General features: G+C 64.5%; 18 protein-coding genes. 5 read left to right on the forward strand and 13 right to left on the reverse strand.

The features are described from left to right. Nucleotides 1-43 precede the first annotated feature (43 nt). Nucleotides 44-718, forward strand: a complete 675-nt coding sequence (locus ACM0PY_RS05085) for a rhomboid family intramembrane serine protease (RefSeq protein ID WP_005410509.1) — start codon at nucleotides 44-46, stop codon at nucleotides 716-718. 49 nt (nucleotides 719-767) lie between these two features. Here the strand turns inward: ACM0PY_RS05085 and ACM0PY_RS05090 are convergent, their stop codons facing one another. The 8 genes from ACM0PY_RS05090 to ACM0PY_RS05125 all read right to left on the reverse strand — a co-directional run bounded on the left by ACM0PY_RS05090 (nucleotide 768) and on the right by ACM0PY_RS05125 (nucleotide 17600). Then, nucleotides 768-2351: a phytoene desaturase family protein gene (locus tag ACM0PY_RS05090; protein ID WP_180884575.1), complete on the reverse strand. Its 1584-nt coding sequence runs from the start codon at nucleotides 2349-2351 to the stop codon at nucleotides 768-770. A gap of 73 nt (nucleotides 2352-2424) precedes the next feature. After that, nucleotides 2425-2919 (reverse strand): VOC family protein, encoded by a 495-nt coding sequence (locus ACM0PY_RS05095; protein WP_180884577.1) that lies wholly within the window; start codon nucleotides 2917-2919, stop codon nucleotides 2425-2427. Between the two features lie 125 nt (nucleotides 2920-3044). After that, nucleotides 3045-5054: a M13 family metallopeptidase gene (locus tag ACM0PY_RS05100; RefSeq protein WP_134971210.1), complete on the reverse strand. Its 2010-nt coding sequence runs from the start codon at nucleotides 5052-5054 to the stop codon at nucleotides 3045-3047. 220 nt (nucleotides 5055-5274) lie between these two features. Then, complete coding sequence (locus ACM0PY_RS05105; protein WP_111201700.1) at nucleotides 5275-7377, reverse strand: M13 family metallopeptidase; 2103 nt, start codon at nucleotides 7375-7377, stop codon at nucleotides 5275-5277. Nucleotides 7378-7564: 187 nt separating this feature from the next. Continuing rightward, nucleotides 7565-10549, reverse strand: coding sequence for a TonB-dependent receptor domain-containing protein (locus ACM0PY_RS05110; protein WP_180884579.1), 2985 nt, complete (start codon nucleotides 10547-10549; stop codon nucleotides 7565-7567). A gap of 186 nt (nucleotides 10550-10735) precedes the next feature. Continuing rightward, nucleotides 10736-11080: a hypothetical protein gene (locus tag ACM0PY_RS05115; RefSeq protein WP_235646708.1), complete on the reverse strand. Its 345-nt coding sequence runs from the start codon at nucleotides 11078-11080 to the stop codon at nucleotides 10736-10738. 508 nt (nucleotides 11081-11588) lie between these two features. Beyond that, complete coding sequence (locus ACM0PY_RS05120) at nucleotides 11589-14396, reverse strand: TonB-dependent receptor domain-containing protein (RefSeq protein WP_065179173.1); 2808 nt, start codon at nucleotides 14394-14396, stop codon at nucleotides 11589-11591. Nucleotides 14397-14810: 414 nt separating this feature from the next. Further along, complete coding sequence (locus tag ACM0PY_RS05125; protein ID WP_072168514.1) at nucleotides 14811-17600, reverse strand: TonB-dependent receptor plug domain-containing protein; 2790 nt, start codon at nucleotides 17598-17600, stop codon at nucleotides 14811-14813. 214 nt (nucleotides 17601-17814) lie between these two features. Between ACM0PY_RS05125 and apbC the strand changes: the two genes are divergently transcribed. Together apbC and dcd are read left to right on the forward strand one after the other, a co-directional pair. Beyond that, complete coding sequence (apbC, locus tag ACM0PY_RS05130) at nucleotides 17815-18669, forward strand: iron-sulfur cluster carrier protein ApbC (protein WP_005418013.1); 855 nt, start codon at nucleotides 17815-17817, stop codon at nucleotides 18667-18669. Between the two features lie 78 nt (nucleotides 18670-18747). After that, nucleotides 18748-19320 (forward strand): dCTP deaminase, encoded by a 573-nt coding sequence (gene dcd / locus ACM0PY_RS05135; RefSeq protein WP_005418012.1) that lies wholly within the window; start codon nucleotides 18748-18750, stop codon nucleotides 19318-19320. Between the two features lie 106 nt (nucleotides 19321-19426). Here the strand turns inward: dcd and ACM0PY_RS05140 are convergent, their stop codons facing one another. From ACM0PY_RS05140 to ACM0PY_RS05150, 3 genes are read right to left on the reverse strand one after another with little or no spacing between them, the layout of a single operon-like run. Further along, nucleotides 19427-19594, reverse strand: a complete 168-nt coding sequence (locus ACM0PY_RS05140) for a LiaI-LiaF-like domain-containing protein (protein ID WP_005418011.1) — start codon at nucleotides 19592-19594, stop codon at nucleotides 19427-19429. A gap of 15 nt (nucleotides 19595-19609) precedes the next feature. After that, entirely contained in the window at nucleotides 19610-20032 is a 423-nt protein-coding gene (locus tag ACM0PY_RS05145; RefSeq protein ID WP_049414742.1) for an HIT domain-containing protein, read from the reverse strand. After that, nucleotides 20029-20700 (reverse strand): dienelactone hydrolase family protein, encoded by a 672-nt coding sequence (locus ACM0PY_RS05150; RefSeq protein WP_065179170.1) that lies wholly within the window; start codon nucleotides 20698-20700, stop codon nucleotides 20029-20031. The genes ACM0PY_RS05145 and ACM0PY_RS05150 overlap by 4 nt, the downstream gene beginning before the upstream one ends. A 205-nt stretch (nucleotides 20701-20905) precedes the next feature. Here ACM0PY_RS05150 and rimO point away from each other — a divergent pair, with 205 nt between their 5' ends. Further along, nucleotides 20906-22267 carry a 30S ribosomal protein S12 methylthiotransferase RimO gene (gene rimO, locus ACM0PY_RS05155; protein WP_005418008.1) on the forward strand — a complete coding sequence of 454 codons (1362 nt, stop codon included), beginning with the start codon at nucleotides 20906-20908 and terminating at the stop codon, nucleotides 22265-22267. After that, entirely contained in the window at nucleotides 22264-23088 is an 825-nt protein-coding gene (locus tag ACM0PY_RS05160; protein ID WP_180884581.1) for a DUF3025 domain-containing protein, read from the forward strand. The genes rimO and ACM0PY_RS05160 overlap by 4 nt, the downstream gene beginning before the upstream one ends. A gap of 54 nt (nucleotides 23089-23142) precedes the next feature. Here ACM0PY_RS05160 and greB read toward each other — a convergent pair whose 3' ends face one another. Together greB and ACM0PY_RS05170 are read right to left on the reverse strand one after the other, a co-directional pair. Beyond that, on the reverse strand, nucleotides 23143-23649 hold the full coding sequence (gene greB / locus ACM0PY_RS05165; RefSeq protein ID WP_005418006.1) for a transcription elongation factor GreB: 507 nt from the start codon (nucleotides 23647-23649) through the stop codon (nucleotides 23143-23145). Between the two features lie 87 nt (nucleotides 23650-23736). After that, nucleotides 23737-25242, reverse strand: coding sequence for a helicase HerA-like domain-containing protein (locus tag ACM0PY_RS05170; RefSeq protein ID WP_180884583.1), 1506 nt, complete (start codon nucleotides 25240-25242; stop codon nucleotides 23737-23739). Nucleotides 25243-25309 lie beyond the last annotated feature (67 nt).

Consider the following 25309-nt stretch of genomic DNA (forward strand, 5'->3'; position numbering starts at 1 on the left):
GGTGCTGCGGCTATGATGGAGGTCGTTCCATGCCGGTGCTCCCATGTTCCCGCGACTGCCAACCGTCACCAAGGCCCTGCTGATCGCCAACGCGATCCTGTTCCTGCTGCAGCAGCCGTTCCTGCTTGGCATGCAGACCTTCGAGCCGTTCATGCTGCAACCGCTGCAGCAGGGCTTCGATGCGTTCTCGCCGGGCGGCAACTTCCAGCCGTGGCAGCTGCTGACCTATGGCTTCCTGCATGGCAGCTTCGGCCACCTGTTTTTCAACATGCTTGCGGTCTTCATGTTCGGCGCACCACTGGAGCAGACCTGGGGCGAGAAGCGCTTCCTGCTGTACTACCTGGTGTGTGTGGCCGGTGCCGGTGTCTGCCAGCTGCTGGTGGGAACGCTGCTGGAGAATCCGGCCACGGTGCTGGGCGCCTCCGGCGGCGTGTTCGGCCTGCTGCTGGCCTACGGCATGCTGTTCCCGAACCAGCGGGTGATGCTGCTGTTCCCACCGATCCCGATGAAGGCGCGCACGTTCGTGATCCTGTTCGGCGTGGGTGAGCTGGTGCTGGGCATGACCGGCTGGCAGCCGGGCGTGGCCCACTTCGCGCACCTGGGCGGCATGCTGTTCGGGTGGTTGCTGATCCGCTACTGGCGCGGGCAGCCGCCGTTCAACAAGCGCCGACCGCCCGGCCCGCCGAAGCGCCCGAACCATCTGCGCAGCGTCAAATGATCCGAAGGATCATTTGACGCTGCAGGTGCCAACCTTGGTTGGCACGCCCTCACAGATCCTGCAACACCACCTGCGCCGCATTGTGACCTGGCGCGCCGGTCACGCCGCCCCCGGGATGTGTTCCCGACCCGCACAGATACAGGCCGGGCAGGGCACCACGATAGCCAGCCTGGCCAACCATCGGCCGTGCCGAGAACAACTGGTTGGCACTGAGCGCTCCGTGGAAGATGTCGCCGCCGATCAGGCCGAAGGTGCGCTCCAGATCCAGCGGTGACAGCACCTGGCGGCCCAGTACGCTGCCAGCGAAACCCGGCGCATACCGTTCAACGGTGGCGATCATCAGATCGGCCACCGTTTCACGATGATCATCCCAGTGACGCCCACCGGGCAGCACGGGCGCCACGTGCTGGCAGAACAGGCTGGCGACGTGCTTCCCCGGCGGCGCCAGCGAATCGTCCAGCGTGCTGGGAATGAGCATTTCCACGATCGGTTCGCGTGACCAGCCATTGCGACGCGCATCCAGCCAGGCACGGTCCATGTAATCCAGGCTTGGGGCCATGATGATGCCGGCGCTGAGGTGATCGCCGGGACCGGGCAGAGCGCGGAAGTCCGGCAGCTGCGACAGCGCGACATTCATCCGGAACGTGCCGGAACCGCAGCGCCAGTTCGCCATGCGTTCGCGCGTTGCGTCCGGTACCTGCTCCGGTGCCAGCATCTGCTCGTACAGCAGCTTTGGATTGACGTTGGCGATCATCGCGCGTGCGCGCAGGATTTCGCCGTTGGCCAGCGCCACGCCCACGACACGACCCTGCTCGATCAGCAGGCGTTGCACACCGGCATCCACGCGCAGCTCAGCCCCGGCCTCCCGCGCGGCAGTGGCGATGGCCTGGCTGATCGCGCCCATGCCACCGATCGCATGGCCCCACGCACCTTTCATGCCATTGCACTGGCCGAATACGTGGTGCAGCAGCACGTAGGCACTGCCCGGTGTATACGGGCTTGCGTAGTTGCCGACGATGCCATCGAAGCCGAACAGCGCCTTGATCGGCTCGCTTTCGAACCAGCGGTCCAGGTACTCGGCCGCCGACAGCGTGAAAAGGTCCAGCAGCTCCTGCCGCAGCGAGGCATCCAGCGTGGCCAGTTCACGACCGAGACGGCCCATCTGCCACAGGGCGGGCAGCGCACGCCAACCGCCTGCTGCACCCAGGTCCGGCGGCGCGCGTAGGGCCCAGGCGCGCAGCACGTCGGCGAAGATCTCCAGGCGCGCTTCGTATTCGGGCAGCCGCTGTGCATCCCGCTCGGAGAACTTCGCGACCTCGGCCTGGGTGCGGCCCGGTGCGGACAGCAGGTAGCGGCCGTCCGGCAATGGCAGGAAGTTGTTGGCCGGGCGATTGATGATGCGCAGCCCATGCGCATGCAGCTGCAGGTCGTCGATCACCTTCAGCTGCAGTAATGACACCGTGTAGGACGCCACCGAGTTGCGGAACCCGGGGTGGAATTCCTCGGTGACCGCCGCACCGCCGAGAACGCCACGACGTTCCAGCACCAGCACCTTCTTGCCAGCGCGTGCGAGATAGGCCGCGCAGACCAGGCCGTTGTGGCCGCCACCGATGATGATCGCATCCCAGGACATCAGCACCTCGGAAAAAGGGGACGGAGGGGATTAAGTCGCAATTCGCATCTGCGCACAGGGGGGAAGAAACGACTTAATCCCCTCCGTCCCCTTTTTTGATTGCCGCTTCGATGGTGGCGATGTCGATCTTCTTCATCGGCATCATCGCATTGAAGGCGCGCTTGGCCAGTGCCTTGTCCTGGCTGGTCACCGCTTCGATCAACATGCGTGGGCTGATCTGCCAGGAAATGCCCCATCGGTCCTTGCACCAACCGCACTGGCTCTCCTGTCCGCCGTTGCTGACGATGGCGTCCCACAAGCGGTCAGTCTCGGCCTGGTCCTCGGTCTGGATCTGGAAGGAGAAGGCTTCGCTGTGCTTGAACGCGGTGCCGCCGTTGAGGCCGACGCAGGGGATGCCGCAGACCGTGAATTCGACCGTCAGTACGTTGCCTTCCTTGCCGTCCGGGTAGTCGCCCGGGGCGTGGTGGACAGCGCTCACCGCGCTGTCGGGAAAGGTGTTGGCATAGAAGGTGGCGGCCTCGAGCGCGCCTTTGTCGTACCAGAGGCAGATCGTGTTCTTGTGTGCCATGTCCGGCTCCACGTTGGACGAAGCCGCAGCGATAGCACGCCCGGTGTTAATCCGGGATCGTGCTGCACTCGCAAAAAAAAAGAGCGCCCGAAGGCGCCCTTTGTACTCCCAGTGCGGCAGCGGGCTCAGCGCCAGACCTTGATCTGGTCGGCTTCGCTGCGCTGCATCGGCTGCCCGGCCTTGCAGCTGAAGGTGGCACCGAACGCCGGCAGGTTGGCCAGCGTGCCATTGCTGCGCCACAGGCCCGGTGCGCGGATGTCGGCGGTCAGGCGGCGCGCGGCCTCGTTCGGCGACAGCTGCTGTGCCCACAGTGCCGACCAGGCGCGGAAGAAGCCCTGCTGCTGTGCCTGCTTGGCCTTGGGCTCCTGCGCGGCATACGCCGCCCATGCCAGTTCCAGGCCGGCGATGTCGGCCAGGTTCTCTTCCTGGGTCAGCGTGCCGTTGACCTTGGCACCCTTCACGCCCGGGAAGTCGTAGGCGCTGTACTGCGCGGCCACGCGGGTGCCGAGCAGGGTCCAGGCGGTCTTGTCGGCCGGGGTCCACCAGCTGCGCAGTTCGCCCTTGGCATCGACCAGCGCGCCCTTGGCATCGATCGCACGGGTCAGCTCGTGGCCGACCAGTCCACCGAAGCTGCCGAACTTGTCGGCGGCGTCGGCCTTGGCGTTGAACACCGGGCCCTGCAGGATCGCGGCGGTGACGATCAGGCGGTTCTGCGCCAGGTCATAGGCCAGCGACGGCTGCTGCGGCAGCACGTCCCAGCGACGGTCGGCGTTGCCCTTGCCGATGCGCTTCATTTCCTCGCGATGGCGCCAGGTCGACGCGATCAGCATATTGCCACCGAACGAGCCGCGACCCATCGGCTGCACGCTGTAGTCCAGGTCGCGCAGCGGCGTGCCGATCTCGATCTTCAGCGCAGCCAGCTTGGCCTGCGCTTCGGTCTTGGCTTCGGCACTCATCCAGCTGCTGTTCTTTACCGCCTCGATCTGTACTTCGCGCACCTTGTCGACGATCCATGCGGCCTGGCGACGATCTTCGGCCGACAGGTAGCGGGCGGCGTACTCGCGGCCGACCATCGGGCCGGCGGCCACATTGATTGCATCCAGCACGGATTCCCAGCGCTGCGGCGGCAGGGTCTGGCCACGCAGCACACGGCCACGGAATTCGAACTCGGCGTCGCGGTAGGCCTTGGACAGGTACGGCGCCATCGAGTCGCCCACGCGCCAGCGCAGGTAAGCTTTCCACTGCTCCGGCTTGAGCTTGGTGACCATGCCATCGAGCTGCTTGAACAGGCCTGGGTCGGCCAGCGAGACCAGGTCATCGTCCACGCCCTGTGCCTTCAGGAACGCGTCCAGCTGCAGGTTGCGGTAGCGGCTGTTGAGCTCCTTGGTGGAGATCGGCGCGTAGTTGTTGAACGGGTTGTTGATGCCGGCCAGCGACTGCGCGTTGCGCGCCAGCTCGGTCTCCAGCGCGATCACCGCCTGCGATTCGGCATCCAGCTTGGCCGCCGGGGTGCCGGTCAGCGCCAGGATCTGCTTGACGTAGTTGCGGTAGCGGCCCATCAGCGCCACGGTATCGGCGTCGGTGCGGGTATAGAACGCCGGATCCGGCAGGCCCATGCCGCCCTGCATGAAGTAACCGATGTGGCGGTCCAGTGCCTTCAGGTCGACGTCAGGGCCGAAGTTGAAGGCGACCGGGATGCCCACCTGGTGCAGCGCGGCGATCGAGGCCGGCACATCCTTGGCCTTCTTGATGGCGTTGATGCGGGTCAGCAGCGGGGCGATTGGATTGGAACCGTCCGCTTCGACGGCGGCTTCGTCAAGGCCGCTGGCCCAGAAGTCACCCAGCAGCTTCTGCACGTTGCCCTGCGGCGACTTCATCGCGGCATCGAGCAGGTCGCGCTGCTGCTGGCGGCTGCGGTCGACCAGCTGGCCCAGTGCGGTAGTGGCGCCGGTCTGCGGCACCGGGTTGGCCTTCAGCCAGCCTGCATTGGTGGTGTTGTAGAAGTCGCTGCACTGGGCGCTGACGGCCGGGGCGCGTGCGGCCTTCTTCTTGGCGGCGGCAAACGCATCGTGGGTCGGGAGCAGAGTCGCCAGGCTGATGCCCAGGGCGATGGCAAGCGGACGGAAGTTGGGCATGTGGAACGAATCCGTGATGGATTGAGGGCGCGCGCACTATAGCAAGCCGGGCATGGGCGCGGCATGCACGCATCACGGTGCATTCGCCGACCAAGGTCGGCAGCTACCGGGGAGCGCCGGGATCAGTAGATCCACGCCATGCGTGGATGAAAGACACCCGGAAAACAAAGGCCCGGGAATTCCCGGGCCTTTGCAGGTCTGCAACAGCGTCAGCCAGGACTTACCAGATCACCACCTGCTGCTCGCCGGTGCGGGCCATCGGCGAACCGGCCTTGCACTGGAACGCGGCGGCGAAGGTCGGCAGGTTCGACGGCGCACCCATGGCGCGGAACTGCGCCGGGGCGTGCGGGTCGGTGGCCAGGCGGACCTTGGCGTTTTCCGGGGTGTACTTGGTGCGCCACACGGTGGCCCAGTTGAAGAAGAAGCGCTGGTCGCGGGTGAAGCCATCGACCTTCGCATCTTCCTTGCCGGCGGAGGCCTTCTGCAGGGCGTCGTAGGCGGTGGCCAGGCCACCCAGGTCGGCGATGTTCTCGCCCAGGGTCAGGTGGCCGTTCACCGCCTGGCCGTCGACCTTGTACTGGTCGAACTGCTTGACCAGCTTGCCGGTGAGGCCTTCGAAGTTCTTCTTGTCGGCCGGGGTCCACCAGTCTTCCATGTTGCCGGTCGGCCCGAAGCGTGCACCCTGGTCGTCGTAACCGTGGGTCATTTCATGGCCGATCACCGCACCGATGCCGCCGTAGTTCAGCGCGTCGTCGGCCTTCGGATCGAAGAACGGCGGCTGCAGGATGGCGGCCGGGAACACGATCTCGTTCTGCAGCGGGTTGTAGTAGGCGTTGACGGTCTGCGGGGTCATGCCCCACTCGGTCTTGTCCACCGGCTTGCCGATCTTGGACAGGTTGAACTTGTAGTTGAACTCGTTGGCCGCGCGCACGTTGCCGAGGAAGCTGTCGCGCTGGGTCTGCAGGCCCGACCAGTCGCGCCACTTGTCCGGGTAACCGATCTTCGGGGTGAAGGTCTCCCACTTGGCGATGGCCTTGGCCTTGGTTTCCTCGCTCATCCAGCTCAGGCCCTGGATGCGGTCCTTCAGCGCGGCGGCCAGGTTCTTCACCAGTTCTTCCATCTTCGCCTTGGCTTCCGGCGAGAAGGCAACCTTCACGTACAGCTGGCCGAAGGCTTCACCGGCATCATTCTCGATGGTGCCCAGCACGCGCTTCCAGCGCGGCTTCTGTTCCTTCTGGCCGTTGAGGGTCTTGCCGTAGAACTCGTAGTTCTCCTGCACGAAGGCGTCAGCCAGGTACGGCGAGGCACTGTCCACGGTGTGGAAGCGCAGGTAGGCGCGCCACACCGACGGATCGGTATCGCCCAGCGCCTTGCTCACTTCCTCATGGAAAGCCGGCATGGCCAGCGAGAACTTCTCCGGCGCGGCCACGCCCTGCGACTTGAAGAACTCGGTCCAGCTGAAGTTCGGGGTCAGCTTGTCGGCGTCGGCCAGGGTGACCGGGTTGTAGTACAGCTCGACGTTGCGCGACAGCTCGACGCGCGACTTGGAGGCCTTGGCCAGGCGGGTTTCGAACTTGACCACGTCCTCGGCCTGCTTGGCCGCGTCGGCCGCGGCGACGCCGGACAGCTCCAGCACCTTGGCGACGTGTGCCTGGTAGGCCTTCAGCTTGTCGGCGTTCTTGGCATCGGTGTAATAGGTGGTATCCGGCAGGCCCAGGCCGCCCTGGCTGGCGTAGGCCATGTTCATGGTCGAGTTCTTGAAGTCCGCTTCGGCGCCGAAGCCGAACAGGACGTTGTCACCCTTGGCGGCGCTGGTGCGCAGGTAGTTGGCGATCGCCGCCTTGTCCTGCAGGCCGTCGATCGCCGCCAGGTCGGCCTTCAGCGGCTCGATGCCCTGCGCGTTGATCTTCGCTTCGTCCATGCCGGTCGCCCACAGGTCGCCGACGATTTTCTCGATGTGGTTCGGGTTCTTGACCTGCGCGACCTGTTCGGCCAGCTGGTGCTGCACGGCCACCGAGCGCTCGTCGAGGATGGTGAACGCGCCCCAGCTGGTGCGGTCGCCCGGGATTTCATTGGCGGCCAGCCACTTGCTGTTGACGTAGTCGCCAAAGGCGGTGCAGGCGTCCTTGGTGGTGTCCAGGTCGCTCGGCTGGAAGGCGTTGTAGGCCGGCAGCTTGCTCTCGTCCAGCTTATAGGTGGTGGCTTCGGCGGTGGCCGGGGCGGAGGCGGCGGCGTCCTTGGCCGGGGTTTCAGTCTTGCCGCAGCCGACCAGCGCGGCCGAAACGGCCAGGGTCAGCAGCACGATCTTGGGAGTACGGGTCACTTGAATGGCCTCCGGGCCGAGTGAGTCAGGGAGTGGCCGCAGGTACGGCCGTGGGCCGAACGATACGCCGCCGACCAGACCTGCAAGGGTGTCGAAGGTCATGGTCGGGCGCAAGGGCTTTTGCCGGGCCCGGAAAAGGCAGACCCGGCAAAAGCCGGGTCTGTCGGGTGTTGCGGTTCTGGATGGATCAGAACTTGTAGGTGGCGCCCATGTACATGTAACGGCCGATGTTGTCGTACATCGCCGAACCGACGTCGGAGCCGAAGTAGTTCACCGGCGGATCCTTGTCGAAGGCATTGTCGATGCCCAGGTAGACGTCGATCTTGTCACCCGGGAAGCGGTAGCCGAACTGGAAGTTGTGGTACGTGTACGAGCCGTTGCGGATCGGGCTGGTCTGTCCCGGGTTGGCCTGGTAGCTCTTCGGCTGCACACGCAGGTTCGGGCCGACGTAGGTCATGTCCCACGACGCGCGCCACTGGCCCAGCGAGTACTTGGTCTGCAACTGGCCACGCCAGCGCGGATCGGTCACCCAGGTGACGTTCTCGTCGTACTCGTTCGGGAAGGCCTGGAAGGCCCACTCGCGCGACTGCAGCAGACGGGTGCCCACCAGGCGGATGACGGTGTCACCCTCGGCCAGCTTGAAGCGGTAGTCCATTTCCAGATCGACGCCGACGCGACGCGAGCGGGCGAGGTTTTCGTTCAGCGCAACCCAGCGGCTGATCGAGTATTCCGGGAAGGTGCGGCCGCCAGCATCGGTCTTGCCGCCCACCGGTGCGCGTTCGATGAAGCCGCAGAAGCTGTTGTTGATCCCCCCCGGCGAATCCACGCAACGGGTTGCATTGGTCTGCGCGGTCACCGCACCAATGGCGTCCTTCAGACTGATCCACCAGTAGTCGATGGACATGCCGAAGCCTTGCAGGAAATCTGGCTGCCAGACTAGGCCATAGGTGAAGCTGCGTGCGCGTTCCGGCTTCAGGTCCGGATTGCCGCCGCTGACGCCCGGGCGGGTGGCAGTGTAGGTGTCGACCCAGCCGACCGGCACGCCCAGCGCCGAGCAGTTGGCCTGGCGCAGTGCCGGGTCCGCCGCGGTGTTCGGGCGGTTCGGGTTGGTGGCCAGGTAGTTGCAGGGGTCGTTGACCGTAGCGAAGTTTTCGCTCTGCGGGTTGTATAGCTCACCGATGCTCGGTGCGCGCACCGCCTGCGACAGGGTGCCGCGGGCACGCAGCGACGGGAGGATGGTCCAGTCCAGGCCCACCTTCCAGGTGGTGGTCTTGCCGATGCTGCTGTAGTCCGACCAGCGGCCTGCGGCGTCCAGGGTCAGGTTGTAGATGCCCGGGATGTCGGCCAGCAGCGGCACGGTGGTTTCAACGAAGGCCTCGCGCACGTCGTACTTGCCCATGCGGTTGGGAATGGCGTTGAGGAAGGTCAGGCCCTGCGCGGCCAGCGGATCGGTGATTTCGCGGCTCTTTTCGCGGCGGTATTCCACACCACCGGCCACGCCGACATCACCGGCCGGCAGGCTGAAGAGCGAGCCGTTGGCCAGCGACGCGCTGAACACCGACTGCTGCAGGCGCGAGTAGTTGAACGAATTGACGTTCATCCAGTCACGTGCGGCTTGGGTCACCGCGCCGTTGCCGAACACCGAGAACGGCACGCAGCCTTCGCGGGCGAACTGCGAGTACACGCGGTTGCCGTTGTTGGGGTTGGTCGCGTTCGGGTTCAGCGTGGTGCGGCAGACGATCTGGCCAGTGGCCGGGTTGACCACGGTATCCAGGCCAGCCTGCCAACGCTCGTTGATACGGTTGTTGAGGTTCCAGCGCTTGACTTCGCTCTGGCCCCAGTTGCCGTAAACGTCGTAGGTCCAGTTCTCGGTCAGGTTGCCTTCCATGCCCAGCACAAAGCGCTGGGTGTTGCGCTCCACGTGCTCACCACGCTGGCCGGCGTCGACGTTGAAGCGGCTCAGGGTTAGCTGGCTCAGGCCGGCGCTGGTCATCAGTGCACGCAATTCCGGCGACACGTAAGCGTTATCGCGCTGGATGCGCAAGGTCTGGTCGAACGACGGCTGTGCCAGGAAGTCCGACTCGGTTTCGGTGTACTTGCCTTCGAAGTACAGGCGATGGTTGTCGGTCAGGTCGAAGTTGACGACCGTGTTGATACTCTTGCGGTCGAACTTCGGCTGCAGGTCGGCAACCGAGTTCAGGTCGGCGAAATCACAGTTCACGCAACTGGTTGCGCTGACCACGGTGCCGTCGTAGCGCTGCTTGCGGAAGGTGCCATCCGGGTTGAACTGATAGCGGTTGCCCCAGGTAGCCGGATTGTTCGGGTTGAAGGTACCAATGTTGAAGGTACCGCCGAAGGAGATCGAGTGGTTGCCGCCCGGGCCTGCCAGCACGGTTTCCGGGTTGCTTTCGCTGGACGGCTTGCTGCTGTCGTAGTTCGGGTTGCGCACCGACACCAGGAACTCGTTGCCGATGGCGCGGTCGGTGCGGACGAAGCGGTCCTGCTTGCTGTATTCAAGGGCGACAGCGGCGTTGCCGCGGCCACCGGCGAAGTCGGTGCCGGCCGAGGCACTGATGAAGGAACGGTTGAAGCCGCCTTCGCTGGCCATGCCGGTCTGACCGCGTACTTCAGCCCCGTCGAAGGACTTCTTCATGATGAAGTTGACCACACCAGCCACAGCGTCGGCGCCGTACACCGCCGATGCACCACCGGTGATTACTTCCACGCGCTCGATCCATTCCACCGGGATGGTGTTGACGTCCACGGCCGAGGAGCCCGAGGTCGCGCCGACGTGGCGGCGGCCATTGACCAGCACGAGAGTGCGCGAGGTGCCCATGCCACGCAGGTCCATCAGACCCACGCCGGCGGTGCCGATGAAGCGGGTCGAGTTGCCCAGCGTGTAGGTCGGTGTCAGCGCTGGCAGGCGCGTCATCAGATCGCCGATGTTGTTCGCACCGGTGGCACGAATCTCCTCGGCGGTGATGGCCGTGACCGGCGAGGGGGTCACAAAGCCCGTACGCGCAATGCGCGAGCCGGTCACACTGACGCGATCGAGGTCGATCGGGTTGGAGGAGGCTTCCTGCGCGAAGGCAGGTGCTGCGGCCACGGCGAGCAGACCGACGAGCAGGGCGCTGCTGAGCGGGTGACGGCCAAGTGGGCGGTTGTGCGTCATCGTTATGGGTCCCCTAATGAATTGAAGCGTGCTGTTCCGTCCGTTCGTTACATCTAAGTTCATATAACGGGCGTCGTTCATGGAACCTAACACGGCCTTAACGAGAAATGCATACAAATGTCACAAAATGGTACCTGGGTGCACTTCGGAGTTGGCTGAAAGTGCAACAAATACAATCGTTTAATATCAATTGTGATCTGCCGGCGACAACTTGATGACGCGAAGCTGAACGTGGTGAGATGGGCCACTTTGCGCAAATAGGCGTTTCATCATCCGTCCAGGAGCGGTGTTTATCAGAGGGGCGGAGGAAGCTGCCGTAGTTGGCCTGCCGCGTGGCGATCCCCTTGCCTGGCGACCAGGCCGTCGATGTGTCGGAACTGCCTTTGCGTAGCTTTCGTAGTTCCAAATCGACTTCGGGTTGCCCAGCAGGTCCTGGAAGTCCTCACCCGGCTGCACCTGCACTTCATGCTTCAGCATGTTGGTGTAGTTGTCCGAGAACTGCAGCGAACCGAAGCGGCTGATGTCTTGCAAGTACGTGAAGCCGACGGTAAGGGCCTGCAGGTTCTGGCAGGCTCATCTTCGGGGGGGGGCACAGCGAGCTCAGGTTGCTGGCCGAATCGCGTACGACCCAGTCGGCCACGTCCTGATGGGTGGCCGAGGAGCTCTTCGGCAAGTCGTTGCGGCAGTAGTACTCGGCCAGCAGCAGCGGGTCTATGCTGGCTGCATCAACTTCGTTCTCGATCTTGCAGTTGTAGCAGTCGGCCGAGATCGACAGGTTTCTACAACCGGGGTATGGGCCGATTCGGCCAAGTTGCACTCGGTTTCTACGGCTACATGCCGAAGAATAGTGGTCAGGCGGCAAACGCGCTTGTGCCGTTCGTGGAGCGCGTGGATGCGTTCGATGAGCCCAAGTGCCAGCTCCGCTGGGGCCGGGAATGGGCAGGCCCCTGTTCCACCAGGGCCTGTTCTTCCATCCGCTCAGGCCGGACACGAAAAAGCCCCGCCATGGCGGGGCTTTTCCGTTGCTGCGGTTGCGGGATTACTTCACGCCGAACGCGTACTTGGCCTGCACGTAGATCGCGCGCCCGTAGGCGTTGTACAGGTAGTTGTTGTACGGCTGGCCGCTGGTGCCGGCGAAGCTGTAGCGCTGGTTGTCCGGCATCTTGTTGAACACGTTGTTGACCATCAGCGACAGGGTCAGGTTTTCCATCGCGCGGTAGTTCACGCTCAGGTTGTAGGTGGTGTAGGAACCCCACTTGCCTGCCTTGTAGCCGGAGCTGTGGACGTAGTCATAGCCGTTGCCCACGTAAGCCATGTAGTTCGGCGTCTTGCCGATGTAGTTGGCATACAGGGTGGTGGTCCAGTTGTCCTTGGCCCAGCCGATCGAGCCGTCCGCGCGTACCTTGGCGTACGAGTCATACACCCACATCGCATACGGGTCGTGCAGCAGGTCCAGGAACTCGTCACCCGGCTGCGGCTGCAGCTTGCGCTTGAGCATGTCGGTGTAGTTGGCCGAGAACTGCAGCGAACCGAAGCGACCGATGTCCTGCACGTACTTGAAGCTGGCGGTCAGTGCTTCCAGGTTCTGGCGGGCGACGTTCATCTTCGGCGTGTAGATCTCGTCGAGCACGCCCGATGCATCACGGGTGATCCAGTCGTCGACGTTCTGGCAGCTGGCTGAGGTGTTGTTGGACTGGCCGTTGCGGCAGTAGTACTCGGCCAGCAGCAGCTGGTCGGAGCTGAGCGTATCGACCTCGTTCTTGATCTTCCAGTTGTAGTAGTCGACCGACAGCGACAGGTTGTTGATCGGAGCCCACACGACGCCTGCATTCCAGACATCGGCGGTGATCGGCTCCAGGTCGGGGTTGCCCGAGCGGGTGCCGAACACCGAGACGCTGTCGTACGGGCAGCCGGTGGTGTTGGCCGGGTCGTAGCCCAGCTGGCCGCAGCGGTAGTAGTCGGTGGAGCCGTTGGCGTAGTAACCGCTGCGACCCTGGAAGGCATCGGACAGGGTCGGTGCGCGGAACGCCGTACCGTACTTGCCACGGAACAACAGGCTTTCGATCGGGCGGAACTCGATGCCGACGCTGTAGGTGGCCTTGTCCACGGTGTTGCTGCCGATCTTGAAGGCGTCATAGCGGCCGGAGCCGGTGACGGTCAGCGTTTCCAGCAGCGGCATGCGCAGTTCGGTGGTCACCGCGTAGTTGCTGCGATGGCCGGCACCGGATACGGCGGTGGTCCCCCACACGCTGCCGTCCATCAGGCCCGGGTCGGGCGTGTAATCCCAGCCTTCACTGCCGCCTTCCAGGACCACGGCGAAGCCAGCATCGCCACCCGGCAGCTTGAACAGCGAGCCATTGGTGACCTGGGCGCGGGCCAGGTTCTGCCAGGTGCGGCTTTCGCTGTAGCTGTAGCCGGTGAAGCTCTGGAAGTCACCGGCGGGCAGCGGTGCGTAGAACGCTTCCCAGTTCGGGCTGTAGATGTTGTAGCCGGTGCTGGTGGTACCCAGCACCGGGCCCAGCACACGCTGCTCGAAGTAGTCGTTGATCGGGTCGTTCCAGCGCACGAAATTGCGCTCGGTCAGCTTGTACTCGCCACGGGTGAAGCTGAGGCTGTAGTCCCAGTTGCCTGCGGTGCCGCGGCCGCCGAGGGTGACCTGGTAGGCCTTGTTGCGGTCGGTGTTCATGATGTCGCGGTAACCGCCGCCGCCGATGTCCTCCGGCGCGAACACGCGCTGCAGGTTCATGTACTGGCCGCTGGCCTGGTCGTAGAAGCGGCCCCAGCCCGAGGAGGTGCCCCACCAGGTGTAGCCGGAACCGGTGGCGTACTTGACCTCCTCCAGGCTGTACAGCGCGTCGCCGAACAGCTGGAAATTGTCGTTCACGTCGAAGGTGGCCGAGCTGTAGATCTGCCCGCTTTCCTTGCCGTTCTTGATGGTCTTGTACCCGGTGCCGTAGACCGAGCCGCAGGCCTGGCCGGTCGGACGGGTACCGAGCACGGTGGTGCCGTCGAACTGGCCCGCCACGTTGGCGCACCGGTTCGGGTCCATCATCGCGTAGCGGTTGTTGGCGGCCGGCAGCAGCACCAGGAAATCGTTGGAGACGTACTGCGGGCTGTAACCGTCGGGGTTGTTGACCTTGGTCAGGTCGCGCTGGTAACCCCAGATCGGGCTGGTCTTCTCATACTGCACGTTGACCAGTGCATGGAAGCGGTCATCCTTGGAGTTGAAACCGCGTGCGCCGCTGAAGCGGAAGCTGTTGCCGCCACCTTCGCTGTAGGCACCGCCGCGCACATTGAGCACGCCGCCATCCATGCGCTCCTTGAGAATGATGTTGACCACGCCGGCGATCGCGTCCGAGCCGTACAGCGACGACTGACCACCCGGCAGGATCTCGATGCGCTCGACGATGTCGATCGGGATGCCGCTGATGTTGTTGAAGGTATCGCCGCCGTTGTACAGCGCCGGATACGAGAGCATCGGGCGGCCGTTGATCAGGTACTTGGTATAGCCCGGGCTGAGGCCGAACATGCCCGCCGCTTCGGCGCCCTGGGTGAAGGATGCGGAGGTCTGGCCACCCTGCAGGCCGCCCGTGGACAGCGAGGACTGCTGCAGGACATCGGCGACGCTGGTGAAACCGCGGGTCTGGATATCCTCGGCGGTGACGGTCAGGACGGGCGTGTGGTTCTCGATCTCGGTCTGCGGAATCAGCGACCCGGTGACGGTCACACGATCAAGCTGGGTCGGCGCATTGCCGTCCTGGGCCAGGGCGGTGCCGGAGGCCAGGAGGGTGCCGAGCAGGGCGAGGGTCAGAGGGTGGCGCGAGAGCGTGGAACGTTGGCGAGACATGGTGGATCCCCGTAGTGAGCAATGTCTTGGCTGCGCATTCCCTGCGCATTAACAATTCGTTCAGTGTGACTCCATTCAGGTCGACCGTAACACGTCGTTAACGCTGCCAACACAGGTTTGTCACATCAAGGTGCCGTTGGGAGATGAAAAAACGCTTCAGAATCAATGGATAAGGCGATTTGTTTTGGCATGTTTCAAAAGTTGGCGGCGTGCAAGGGAACATGTCGGCATTGCGGATATGCCTTGTAGATCAATGCGTTGCCTTGGATCAGCGCTGCCGGGAACCCGGATGTTTGTGCGTTGTGGATCACACTTTCTGCTACAGGCCGGACAGGGGGCGGGGCTCAGTGGTGAAAAAAAAGGCCCCGCCGAAGCGGGGCCTGGTCCAGACACGCGGTCCGGAATACGACGGGATCAGAAGTCGTACTTGACCTGGGCCGAGATCTGACGGCCGTAGACGCTGTAGAAGCCGTCGTTGAACGGGGTCGATTCGTTGCCCGGGTAGTTGTAGCGCTGGCCTTCCGGCAGCTTGTTGAACACGTTGTTGACCATCAGCGACAGGGTCAGATCGTCCTGTGCCTGGTAGTTCAGGCTCATGTTGTACGTGGTGTACGAGCCCCACTTGCCGGCCTTGGCGCCGGAGGAGTGGACGTAGTCATAGCTGCGGCCGGTGTAGGCCAGGTAGTTCGGGGTGCTGCCGACGTAGTTGGCGTACACGGTGGTGGTGAACTTGGAGATGGCCCAGCCCACCGACACGTCGCCGCGTACCTTGGCGAAGTTGTCGTAGTACCACATGTTGTACGGATCGCTCAGCAGGTCCAGCTTCTGCGCACCCGGCAGGGCCACCACTTCACGCTTGAGCATGTTGGTGTAGTTGCCGGAGAACATCAGCGAACCGAAGCGGCCCAGGTCCTGCTGGTACTTGGCACCGACGGTCACCGCTTCCAGGTTCTGGCTGGCCACGTTGAGCTTGGGGGTGTACACGCGGGTCAGGTTGCCACCGGCGTCGCGGGTCACCCAGTCGGTCACGTTCTGGCAGCTGGCCGAGGTGTTGTTCGGCAGGCCGTTGTGGCACTGGTACTCGGCCAGCAGCAGCTGGTCGGTGCTCAGGGTCTTGACCTCGTTCTTGATCTTCCAGTTGTAGTAGTCGACCGACAGCGAGAAGTTGCTCACCGGGGCCCACACCACGCCTGCGCTCCACACGTCTGCGGTGATCGGCTTCAGGTCCGGGTTGCCGGACTTTTCGCTGTACACCGAGGTGGTCTTGTAGAACGAACAGGCTTCGTCACGCAGCGCGTAACCCATCTGGCTGCAGCGGTAGTAGTCGTTCTGGCCGGAGGCGAACGAGCCGCTCATGCCCTGGAAGGCATCGGACAGGGTCGGCGCGCGGAACGCGGTGCCGTACTTGCCGCGCAGCAGCAGGCTTTCCACCGGACGGTATTCCAGGCCGATGCTGTAGGTGGCCTTGTCGACGGTCTTGTCGGCGATCTTGAAGGCGTCATAGCGGCCCGAGGCGCTGATGGTCAGCGACTCGAACACCGGCATGCGCAGTTCGCTGGTCACCGCGTAGTTGCTGCGGTGGCCGGCACCGGCCACGGCGCTGGCGCCCCACGCGTTGCCATCGACGAAGGCCTGGTCGGGCGAGTAATCCCAACCCTCGCTGCCACCTTCCAGCACGACGGCCAGGCCGGCGTCGCCGCCCGGCAGGGAGAACAGCGAACCGTTGGTCACCTGCACGCGACCGAGGTTCTGCCAGGTCTTGCTGCGGTGGGTGCCATAGCCGGTGAAGCTGGCGAACTGGTCCGGGGTGATCGGCGAGTAGAAGGCGGTGTAGTTCGGGTTGTAGATGCCGAAGCCATCAGCAGTGGTGCCCAGGCGCGGGCCCAGCACGGTGTCGCCGAAGAAGCCTTCGATCTTGTCCTTCCAGCGCGCGAAGCGGTTCTGGTCCAGACGGTATTCGCCGCGGGTGAAGCTGGCGCTGTAGTCCCAGTCGCCGACCATGCCCTTGCCGCCCAGGGTGACCTGGTAGGAACGGCTCTCATCGGAGTTCAGGATGTTGTTGTAGTGGCCCGGGCCGATTTCTTCCGGCGCGAAGGCGCGCTGCAGGTTCACGACCTTGCCCAGGCCCTGGTCGTAGAAGCCGCCCATCACCGACTTGGTGCCCCACCACAGGGCGCTGGAGCCGGAGGTGAACTCGGTCTTTTCCTTGCTGTACAGCACGTCGGCGAACAGCTGGAAGTTGTCGTTCACGTCGAAGGTCATCGACGAGTAGAACTGGCCGCTGTTCTTGCCGTTCTTCAGGGTCTTGTAGCCGGCGCTGTACACCGAGCCGCACGATTCGCCCGATGCACGCTTGCCGACGGTGGTGGTGCCGTCGTACAGGCCTGCCACGTTGGCGCAGCGGGTCGGGTCCATCATGTACAGCTTGTTGTCGGCGTTGCCGATGACAGCAAAGTCGTTCGACGGCAACTGCGCGGTGTAACCGACCGGGTTGTTCTGCTTGGTGATGTCACGCTGGTAGCCCCAGATCGGGCTGCCGTTTTCGATCTGCACGTTGACCAGCGCGTGGAAGCGGTCGTCGAACGCGTTGAAGCCCTTGGCGGCGCTGAAGCGGATGTTGCTGCCACCACCTTCGGTGTAGGTACCGCCACGGATCGACATCGTGCCGCCGTCCATGCGTTCCTTCAGGATGATGTTGACCACGCCGGCGATCGCGTCCGAGCCGTACAGCGACGACTGGCCGCCCGGCAGGACTTCGATGCGCTCGACGATGTCGATCGGAATGCCGCTGATGTTGTTGAACGACTCGCTGCCGTTGTACAGCGCCGGATACGAGAGCATCGGGCGGCCGTTGATCAGGTACTTGGTGTAGCCTGGATTCAGGCCGAACATGCCGGCGGCTTCGGCGCCCTGGGTGAACGCACCCGAGGTCTGGCCACCCTGCAGGCCGCCGGTGGTCAGCGATGACTGCTGCAGCACTTCAGCAACACTGCTGAAGCCGCGGGTCTGGATGTCTTCGGCGGTGATGGACATCACCGGGGTCTGGGTTTCGACCTGGGTCTGCGGGATCAGCGAACCGGTGACGGTGATCTTGTCCAGGTTGGTCGCCTTGTCCTGGGCCATTGCCGGGGCGGCGGCCATCAGAGCGGAAATCAGGGCGACGGCGAGCGTGTTGCGACGTGCGGTATTGCTGACGTGTTTCATGTAGTTCCAATGGAGAGCAAAAAACAAAAACGGCACTGCGCATGCGCCATCGCGCGGGCCGGAAAAGCGGGCTCCGCAGCTCAAAACAGTGCTGATCGAACGTAACATGAACTTAACAATCTGTGCACGAATCCGTCGCAATCCTGAATTTCAGTCAGGTTACGTCCAGCTTGTATGATGTCGGGTTATCCCCCTGACTCCGCCGGTGCTCGTTGTGAACAGTTCTCCCCGCCGTCCCCATGCCAGCCAGGTCCAGAAGGGACTTACGCCGCATGCCCGCATCCGCAATGTCATCGCGGTCGGTTCGGGCAAGGGCGGCGTCGGCAAGTCCACCACCTCGGTGAACCTGGCTGTGGCGCTGCAGCAGCTCGGTGCGCGGGTGGGCGTGCTCGACGCCGACATCTACGGCCCCAGCGTGCCGGCCATGCTGGGGCTGTCCGGCCGCCCGGAAAGCCCGGACAACAAGAGCATCGAGCCTCTGCGTGCGTTCGGCGTGGACACCATGTCGATCGGCTACCTGATCGAAGAAGACACCCCGATGATCTGGCGCGGCCCGATGGCCACCTCGGCGATGACCCAGCTGTTCAACGATACCCTGTGGGACGACCTGGATTTCCTGCTGATCGACCTGCCGCCGGGCACGGGTGACATCCAGCTGACCCTGACCCAGAAGATTCCGCTGGCCGGTGCAGTGATCGTCACCACGCCGCAGGACATCGCCACGCTGGATGCGAAGAAGGCGCTGAAGATGTTCGAGAAGGTCGAGGTGCCGGTGCTGGGCATCGTCGAGAACATGGCGGTGCACACGTGCAGCAGCTGCGGGCACATCGAGCACCTGTTCGGCGAGGGTGGCGGCGAGCGCATGGCCGCGCAGTACGGCGTGCCGCTGCTGGGGTCGCTGCCGCTGCAGATCGGCATCCGCGAGCAGGGCGATGCAGGCACGCCGATCACCGTGGCCCAGCCGGATTCGGCACCGGCCCAGGCCTACCGCCATGCCGCGCAGCGCCTGATCGAGGAAGTCGGCAAGCGCCCGCGGGCCTCGATCCCGATCCTGTCCTCGCTGCTGTAAGTGCTGGGGCAGGGGCCGCCGGCGCAGGCCGGCCCCCTGCTAGAATCCTCGCGCCCCCTCGTACCCCCAGGACAAAGCATGAGCATCAAGAGTGACCGTTGGATCCGCCGCATGTCCGAGCAGCACGGCATGATCGAGCCGTTCGAGGCCGGGCAGGTCAAGCAGGCCAACGGCCAGCGCATCGTCAGCTACGGCACGTCCAGCTATGGCTATGACGTGCGCTGCTCGCGTGAGTTCAAGGTGTTCACCAACATCAACTCGACGATCGTCGATCCCAAGCACTTCGATCCGGGCAGCTTCGTGGATATCGTCGGCGATGAGTGCATCATCCCGCCCAACAGCTTCGCGCTGGCGCGTACCGTGGAGTACTTCCGCATTCCGCGCGATACCCTGGTGGTGTGCCTAGGCAAGAGCACCTACGCGCGCTGCGGCATCATCGTCAACGTGACGCCGCTGGAGCCGGAATGGGAAGGCCACGTCACCCTGGAATTCAGCAACACCACGCCGCTGCCGGCGCGCATCTACGCCAACGAAGGCGTGGCGCAGATGCTGTTCTTCCAGGCGGCCGCCGATGACATCTGCGAGACGTCGTACCGCGACCGTGGCGGCAAGTACCAGGGCCAGACCGGCGTGACCCTGCCGCGGACCTGAAGATTGCAGGCGATTTGTAGAGCCGAGCCATGCTCGGCTTCAAGGCAGGGCAGCCGAGCATGGCCCGGCTCCACATGAAGGAAGGCGGCGCAATGCGCCGCCTTTCTTATTTGCCGCGACCGAACAGCATCGCGATGCCGACACCCACCAGGGCCACCGGCCACCAGGTCAGCAGCAGCTTGGACAGGTTCAGGTGCGTCCAGCCGAGATTGCTGGCGAGCATGAACAGGCCGATCAGGATCAGCAGGACGGCGGCAACGAGGTTGAATCGCATCGGGTCGGCGAAGGCTCAGGACAGGGCCGGATATCCTAGCCGTTCCTTCCAGTAGGCGACATGCTGGTCCAGCGCCGCCGGCTCGTAGCGGTGCGCCGGGCCGCTGCCCCAGACCGGGCCCGGCCAGGCCGGATCACCGTCATGGCGGCCGATCACATGGAAGTGCAGCTGGCGCACGATATTGCCCAGCGCCCCGATGTTGATCTTTTCCACCCCGTCGGAGCCCTTCAGGGCCTTGCAGGCGCGGTTGAGCTCGGTGCGCAGCTTGTCCTGCTGCTCGCCGTCCAGCTCGATCCACTCGGTGACCCCGGCCAGGCGCGGTACCAGCACCAGCCAGGGGAATCGTTCGTCGTTCATCAGCCGCACTTGCGACAACGGTCCTTCCGCCACCAGCACGCTATCGGTGGCCAGGCGTGAATCGAGTTCGAATTCGCTCATCCAAGATGCTCCGAGAAGAAGTCCAGGGTGCGTTGCAGCGCCAGGGCGGCGCTGTCTGGATCATACGCATGTCCGACCTCCCGGTTGAAGGCATGATCGGCCGGATAGACGTAGGTGGCCATCTGCGGCAGCTTCTCGCGGTGGGCCTGCACGGCTTCCGGTGGGATGCTGCGGTCCTGGGCGCCGAAGTGGAAGATCACCGGCGCCTTGGGTGTCTCATCAAGGAACTGGACGTTGCGGGCGCCGTAGTAGCTGACCGACGGCAGCCCCAGGCGCACTGCGGACAGCATCGCCACCGTGCCACCCCAGCAGTAGCCGACGGTGCCCACCTTGCCGTAAGGGGCCAGCCGGGTGGCCGCCGCGCGGACCACTTCCAGTGCCCGCTCCATGCCCAGCGCGCCGACCCGTTCCAGGCCCTGCTTCACGCCGTCGGCGTCGTAGGGCAGCGCGTCCGGATCGGCGTCGGGGCCATCGAGCAGGTCAAAGAACGAGGGCGCCAGCACCGCATAGCCTTCCGCCGCGAAGCGCTCGGCCACGCTGCGGATATGCGGATTGGCGCCGAAGATTTCCTGCACCACCACCAGGCCGCCGCGCGCGGTGCCTTCCGGCAGGGCCTGCCAGGCCCGTACCGGGCCGTGATGCGTATCCAGGGTGATCCACTCGGCCATCGTCATCTTCCTCGTTGCTGGAAACAGAACTGCATTGTCGGTGCTGCGCCGGTTAGCGCGGCGTCAGCGGCTGTGCGTGATCGGTCGGCTGGGCATTCAGAGCGCGGCCGCCAACCCCGGTATACTGGCGCCCTTTCAGGCCCCGGCCCCCAGGAACCCCTGCCATGGCGGCAGGGGCCCAGGCCCCCAGAGTCCCGCGATTTCCATGTCCCAGCTGAACCCCAAAGTCGGCTTCGTCAGTCTTGGCTGCCCGAAGGCCCTCGTCGATTCCGAGCGCATCCTCACCCAGCTCCGCTCGGAAGGCTACGACATCGTCCCGTCCTACGATTCGGCCGACGTGGTGGTGGTCAACACCTGTGGCTTCATCGATTCTGCGGTGACCGAGTCGCTGGACGCGATCGGCGAGGCGATGAACCAGAACGGCAAGGTGATCGTCACCGGTTGCCTGGGCAAGCGCCCGGAGCAGATCCGCGAGGCGTACCCCAACGTGCTGGCGGTGTCCGGCCCGCAGGATTACCAGAGCGTGATGGAAGCGGTGCATGAAGCACTGCCGCCCAAGCACGATCCGTTCGTGGACCTGGTGCCCGACTACGGTATCAAGCTGACCCCGCGGCACTACGCGTACCTGAAGATTTCCGAGGGCTGCAACCACAAATGCAGCTTCTGCATCATTCCGTCGATGCGCGGCAAGCTGGTTTCGCGCCCGGTCGACGAGGTGCTGCGTGAAGCCGAGCGCCTGGTGCGTGGCGGCGTGCGCGAGCTGCTGGTGGTGTCGCAGGACACCTCGGCCTATGGCGTGGATGTGAAGTACGCCGAAAAGATGTGGCGCGACAAGGCCTACCAGACCCGTTTGAAGGCGTTGTGCGAAGGCCTGTCGGAGCTGGATGCATGGGTGCGCATGCACTACGTGTACCCGTATCCGCACGTGGACGAAGTGGTGCCGTTGATGGCCGAGAATCGCATCCTGCCGTACCTGGATATCCCGTTCCAGCACGCCAGCCCGCGCATCCTGCGCCTGATGAAGCGCCCCGGCGCGGTCGAGAAGACCCTCGAGCGCGTGCAGAACTGGCGCCGTATCGCGCCGGACATCACTGTGCGTTCGACCTTCATCGTCGGCTTCCCGGGCGAGACCGAAGCCGAGTTCGAGGAACTGCTGTCGTTCCTTGACGAAGCGCAGCTGGATCGCGTCGGTGCGTTCGCCTATTCGCCCGTTGAGGGGGCGACCGCGAACGATCTGCCCGATGCTGTGCCGGAGGAAGTGAAGCAGGAGCGTCTGGCCCGCTTCATGGAGAAGCAGGCGCAGATTTCCGCTGCACGCCTTGAGGCCAAGATCGGCACCGTGCAGCAGTGCCTGGTCGACGCCATCGAAGGCGACATCGCCGTGGCCCGTTCCAAGGCCGATGCCCCGGAGATCGACGGCCTGGTGCACATCCAGAATGCCGACCAGGTGCCGCTGCGCGTGGGCGAATTCGTCGAGGTGGAGATCACCGAGAGCGACGAGCACGACCTGTATGGTGACGCGCTGACGGCCGCCCCCCGTCCGGCGTTCGACCTCAAGGTGCTGTGACCGCAGCGACGGCCGCCACCGTCAACGGCGGCGGTTCACGACGCTTCGTACCGCCGCCACGTGCGGCGGTAGCTGCACGGCAGTTCGAGCATCCGCTGTTTGCCGGACTTCAGGACTTCCGTGACCTGCTGGACGGCACCGCGTGGCCGTCCATCGCGGCGCTCGATGCACGTCTGGCCGTGCCTGGCAAGCGCCTGGTTGAACAGGACGCCGCGTTGCTGGCCGATGGCCTGCATTATGAGGCGCGTATCGCGCAGGGACGCATCGCCACCCGTGCCGGCAACTGGCACGACCTGTTCAATGCGCTGGTGTGGGCCTCACAGCCGCAGCTGAAGCGCGCGCTCAACGTGCGGCAGTGCCTGCATATCGAGGCGATGCCACCCGGCCAGCGCAACCGCGCGCAGGCCGCCTTGACCCAGTTCGACGAAACCGGCGTGATCGTGCGTGTGCGCGATGACTCACTGCGGGTTGCCTGGAATGCACACGACTGGCCCGCGTTGTTTGACCCGGTGAACTGGCAGAGCGGTGACATCGCCATCACTGTGGTATTCGGGCATGCGTTGATGGAACAGGCCCTGCTGCCGGGGCGATTGCTGGTCGGCAAGTGCGTGGTGGTGCAGGGCGATGTCGAAGCCGCCTGTGTCGACGTGGTGAGCGCTGCCATTTCCGAGGGCAGGGCAGTGACCGATCCGCTGCAGCTGCGTCCGCTGCCGTTGGCTGGAATCCCAGGCTGGCACGACGTGCAGGATTCTGCCTTCTACCGCAATGCCGACTATTTCCGCCCGCTGCGTGCAGGGCGCACGTACCCGCCACCGTTGTAGAGCCGAGCCCATGCTCGGCTCTACATGGACAGCGAGGTCGGGCATGGCTCGACGCTACACAGGCTCGTACTCCACGCCGATCACTGCAAAGGTGAACTGCCCGCCGGGCAGCTCCACCGAGAACTCATCATCCAGCCGCTTCTTCAGCAGCGCACGCGCCAGGGGGGAATCGATGCTGATCCAGCCCAGGCCTGCATCGGTCTCATCCGGGCCGACAATGCGATAGCGGCTGGTGTCGCCGCTGTCCACGTTCTCCAGTTCCACCCACGCGCCGAAGAACACTGCGAGCGGATCGGTTGGCGTCGTATCGACCACGCGCAGCGATTCCAGCCGCTTGGTCAGGTAGCGCACGCGGCGGTCGATCTCGCCCAGTTGCTTCTTGCGGTAGGTGTACTCGGCGTTTTCGGAACGGTCGCCTTCTGCTGCAGCGGCGGCGAGCGCTTTCACCACTTCCGGGCGGCGCACGCGCCATAGCTCATCCAGTTCGGCCTTCAGTCGCGCATGCCCGGAAGCGGTGATCAGGGCGGTGCTTTTTTCTGCGGGGGGACGCCAACGGGACATGCAATACGACTTCTTTTCTGGATGACGAACGGGAAGCGGGGTCAGATCCCTTTCCAGCGGAAAGGGCTCTGACCCCAGCAGGGGCATCTAGCGCTTGCCGCCGAAGATGCCACCGAGGATGCCGCGCACGATCTGGTTGCCCAGCTTGGTGCCGACAGTGCGCGTGGTCTGCTTGGCCATGGTTTCGATCATGCCCTGGCGGCGCTTGGTGCCGAAGATCGCATCCTTGATGGCCTGGCCGAAACCACCTTCCTGAGCTTCGTCCTGCTCGCGGCTGCGCGCGGCCGGCGCCTGTGCCTGCTCGATGCTCTTCTGCGCGCGCTGGGCCAGCAGTTCGGCGGCCGATTCGCGGTTGATCGCTGTGTCGTAGCGGCTGCCGACCGGGCTGCCGGCGCGTACCTGTGCACGCTCGGCCTCGGTGATCGGTCCCATCCGGCAGCGCGGCGGCGCGATCAACGTCTGCTGCACGGGCATCGGCACGCCCTTGTCCTGCAGCGTGGATACCAGTGCCTCGCCGGTGCCGAGCTGGCTCAGCACCTTGGCCACGTCCAGCTTCGGATTCGGCACGAACGTCTCGGCCGCGGTTTTCACCGCCTTCTGGTCGCGCGGGGTGAACGCACGCAGTGCGTGCTGAACGCGATTGCCCAGCTGGCCGAGAATGTTGCCCGGCACGTCGTCGGGGAACTGCGAGCAGAAGTACACGCCCACGCCCTTGGAACGGATCAGGCGCACCACCTGCTCGATGCGCTGCACCAGCGACGGCGGTGCATCATCGAACAGCAGGTGCGCCTCGTCGAAGATGAAGACCAGCTTCGGCTTGTCCAGGTCGCCCACTTCCGGCAGCTGCTCGAACAGTTCCGACAGCAGCCACAGCAGGAAGGTGGAATAGAGCTTGGGCTTGAGCACCAGCTGGTCGGCGGCGAGGATGCCGATCATGCCGCGGCCGTCGTGGTTGACCCGCATGATGTCGGCCAGTTCGAGCGCCGGTTCGCCGAAGAAATTCTCGCCACCGTCCTGCGCCAGGCGCAGCACCGAACGCTGGATCGCCGCGATCGACTGCGCACTGACCAGGCCGTACTCGGTGGAAATGTCTTTGCGCTCCTCGGCAACCAGGCCGAGCAGGGCGCGCAGGTCGTCCATGTCCAGCAGCAGCAGGCCGCGGTCGTCGGCCAGCTTGAATACGATGTCGAGTACCCCGGCCTGGGTGTCGTTCAATTCGAGGATGCGCGACAGCAGGGTCGGGCCCATCTCGCTGACCGTGGTGCGCACCGGGTGGCCCAGCTTGCCGTACAGGTCCCAGAAGATGGTGGGGCTGGCGGCCGGCGCATAGTCGGCCACGCCGATCTCGGCGGCACGCTGGAGCAGGTTCTCGGCGCCGCTGCCGGGCACGGCCAGGCCGGAGACATCGCCCTTCACATCGGCCAGGAACACCGGCACGCCCCGTCGCGAGAAGCCCTCGGCCAGGGTCATCAGGGTTACGGTCTTGCCGGTACCGGTGGCGCCGGCCACCAGACCGTGGCGGTTGCCGAGTTTCGGCAGCAGGGTGACGGCAATATCGTCGGTAATGCCTTTGCCGAGCAGAATCGGATCCATTGTCCAGCCCTTGTGATGAATAGCCCAATGTTAACCGCCGGCAGTGACGGTCCGAAGGTCGGCTTGC

Source organism: Stenotrophomonas sp. BR163 (genome assembly GCF_047520985.2).
Lineage (GTDB): Bacteria > Pseudomonadota > Gammaproteobacteria > Xanthomonadales > Xanthomonadaceae > Stenotrophomonas > Stenotrophomonas sepilia.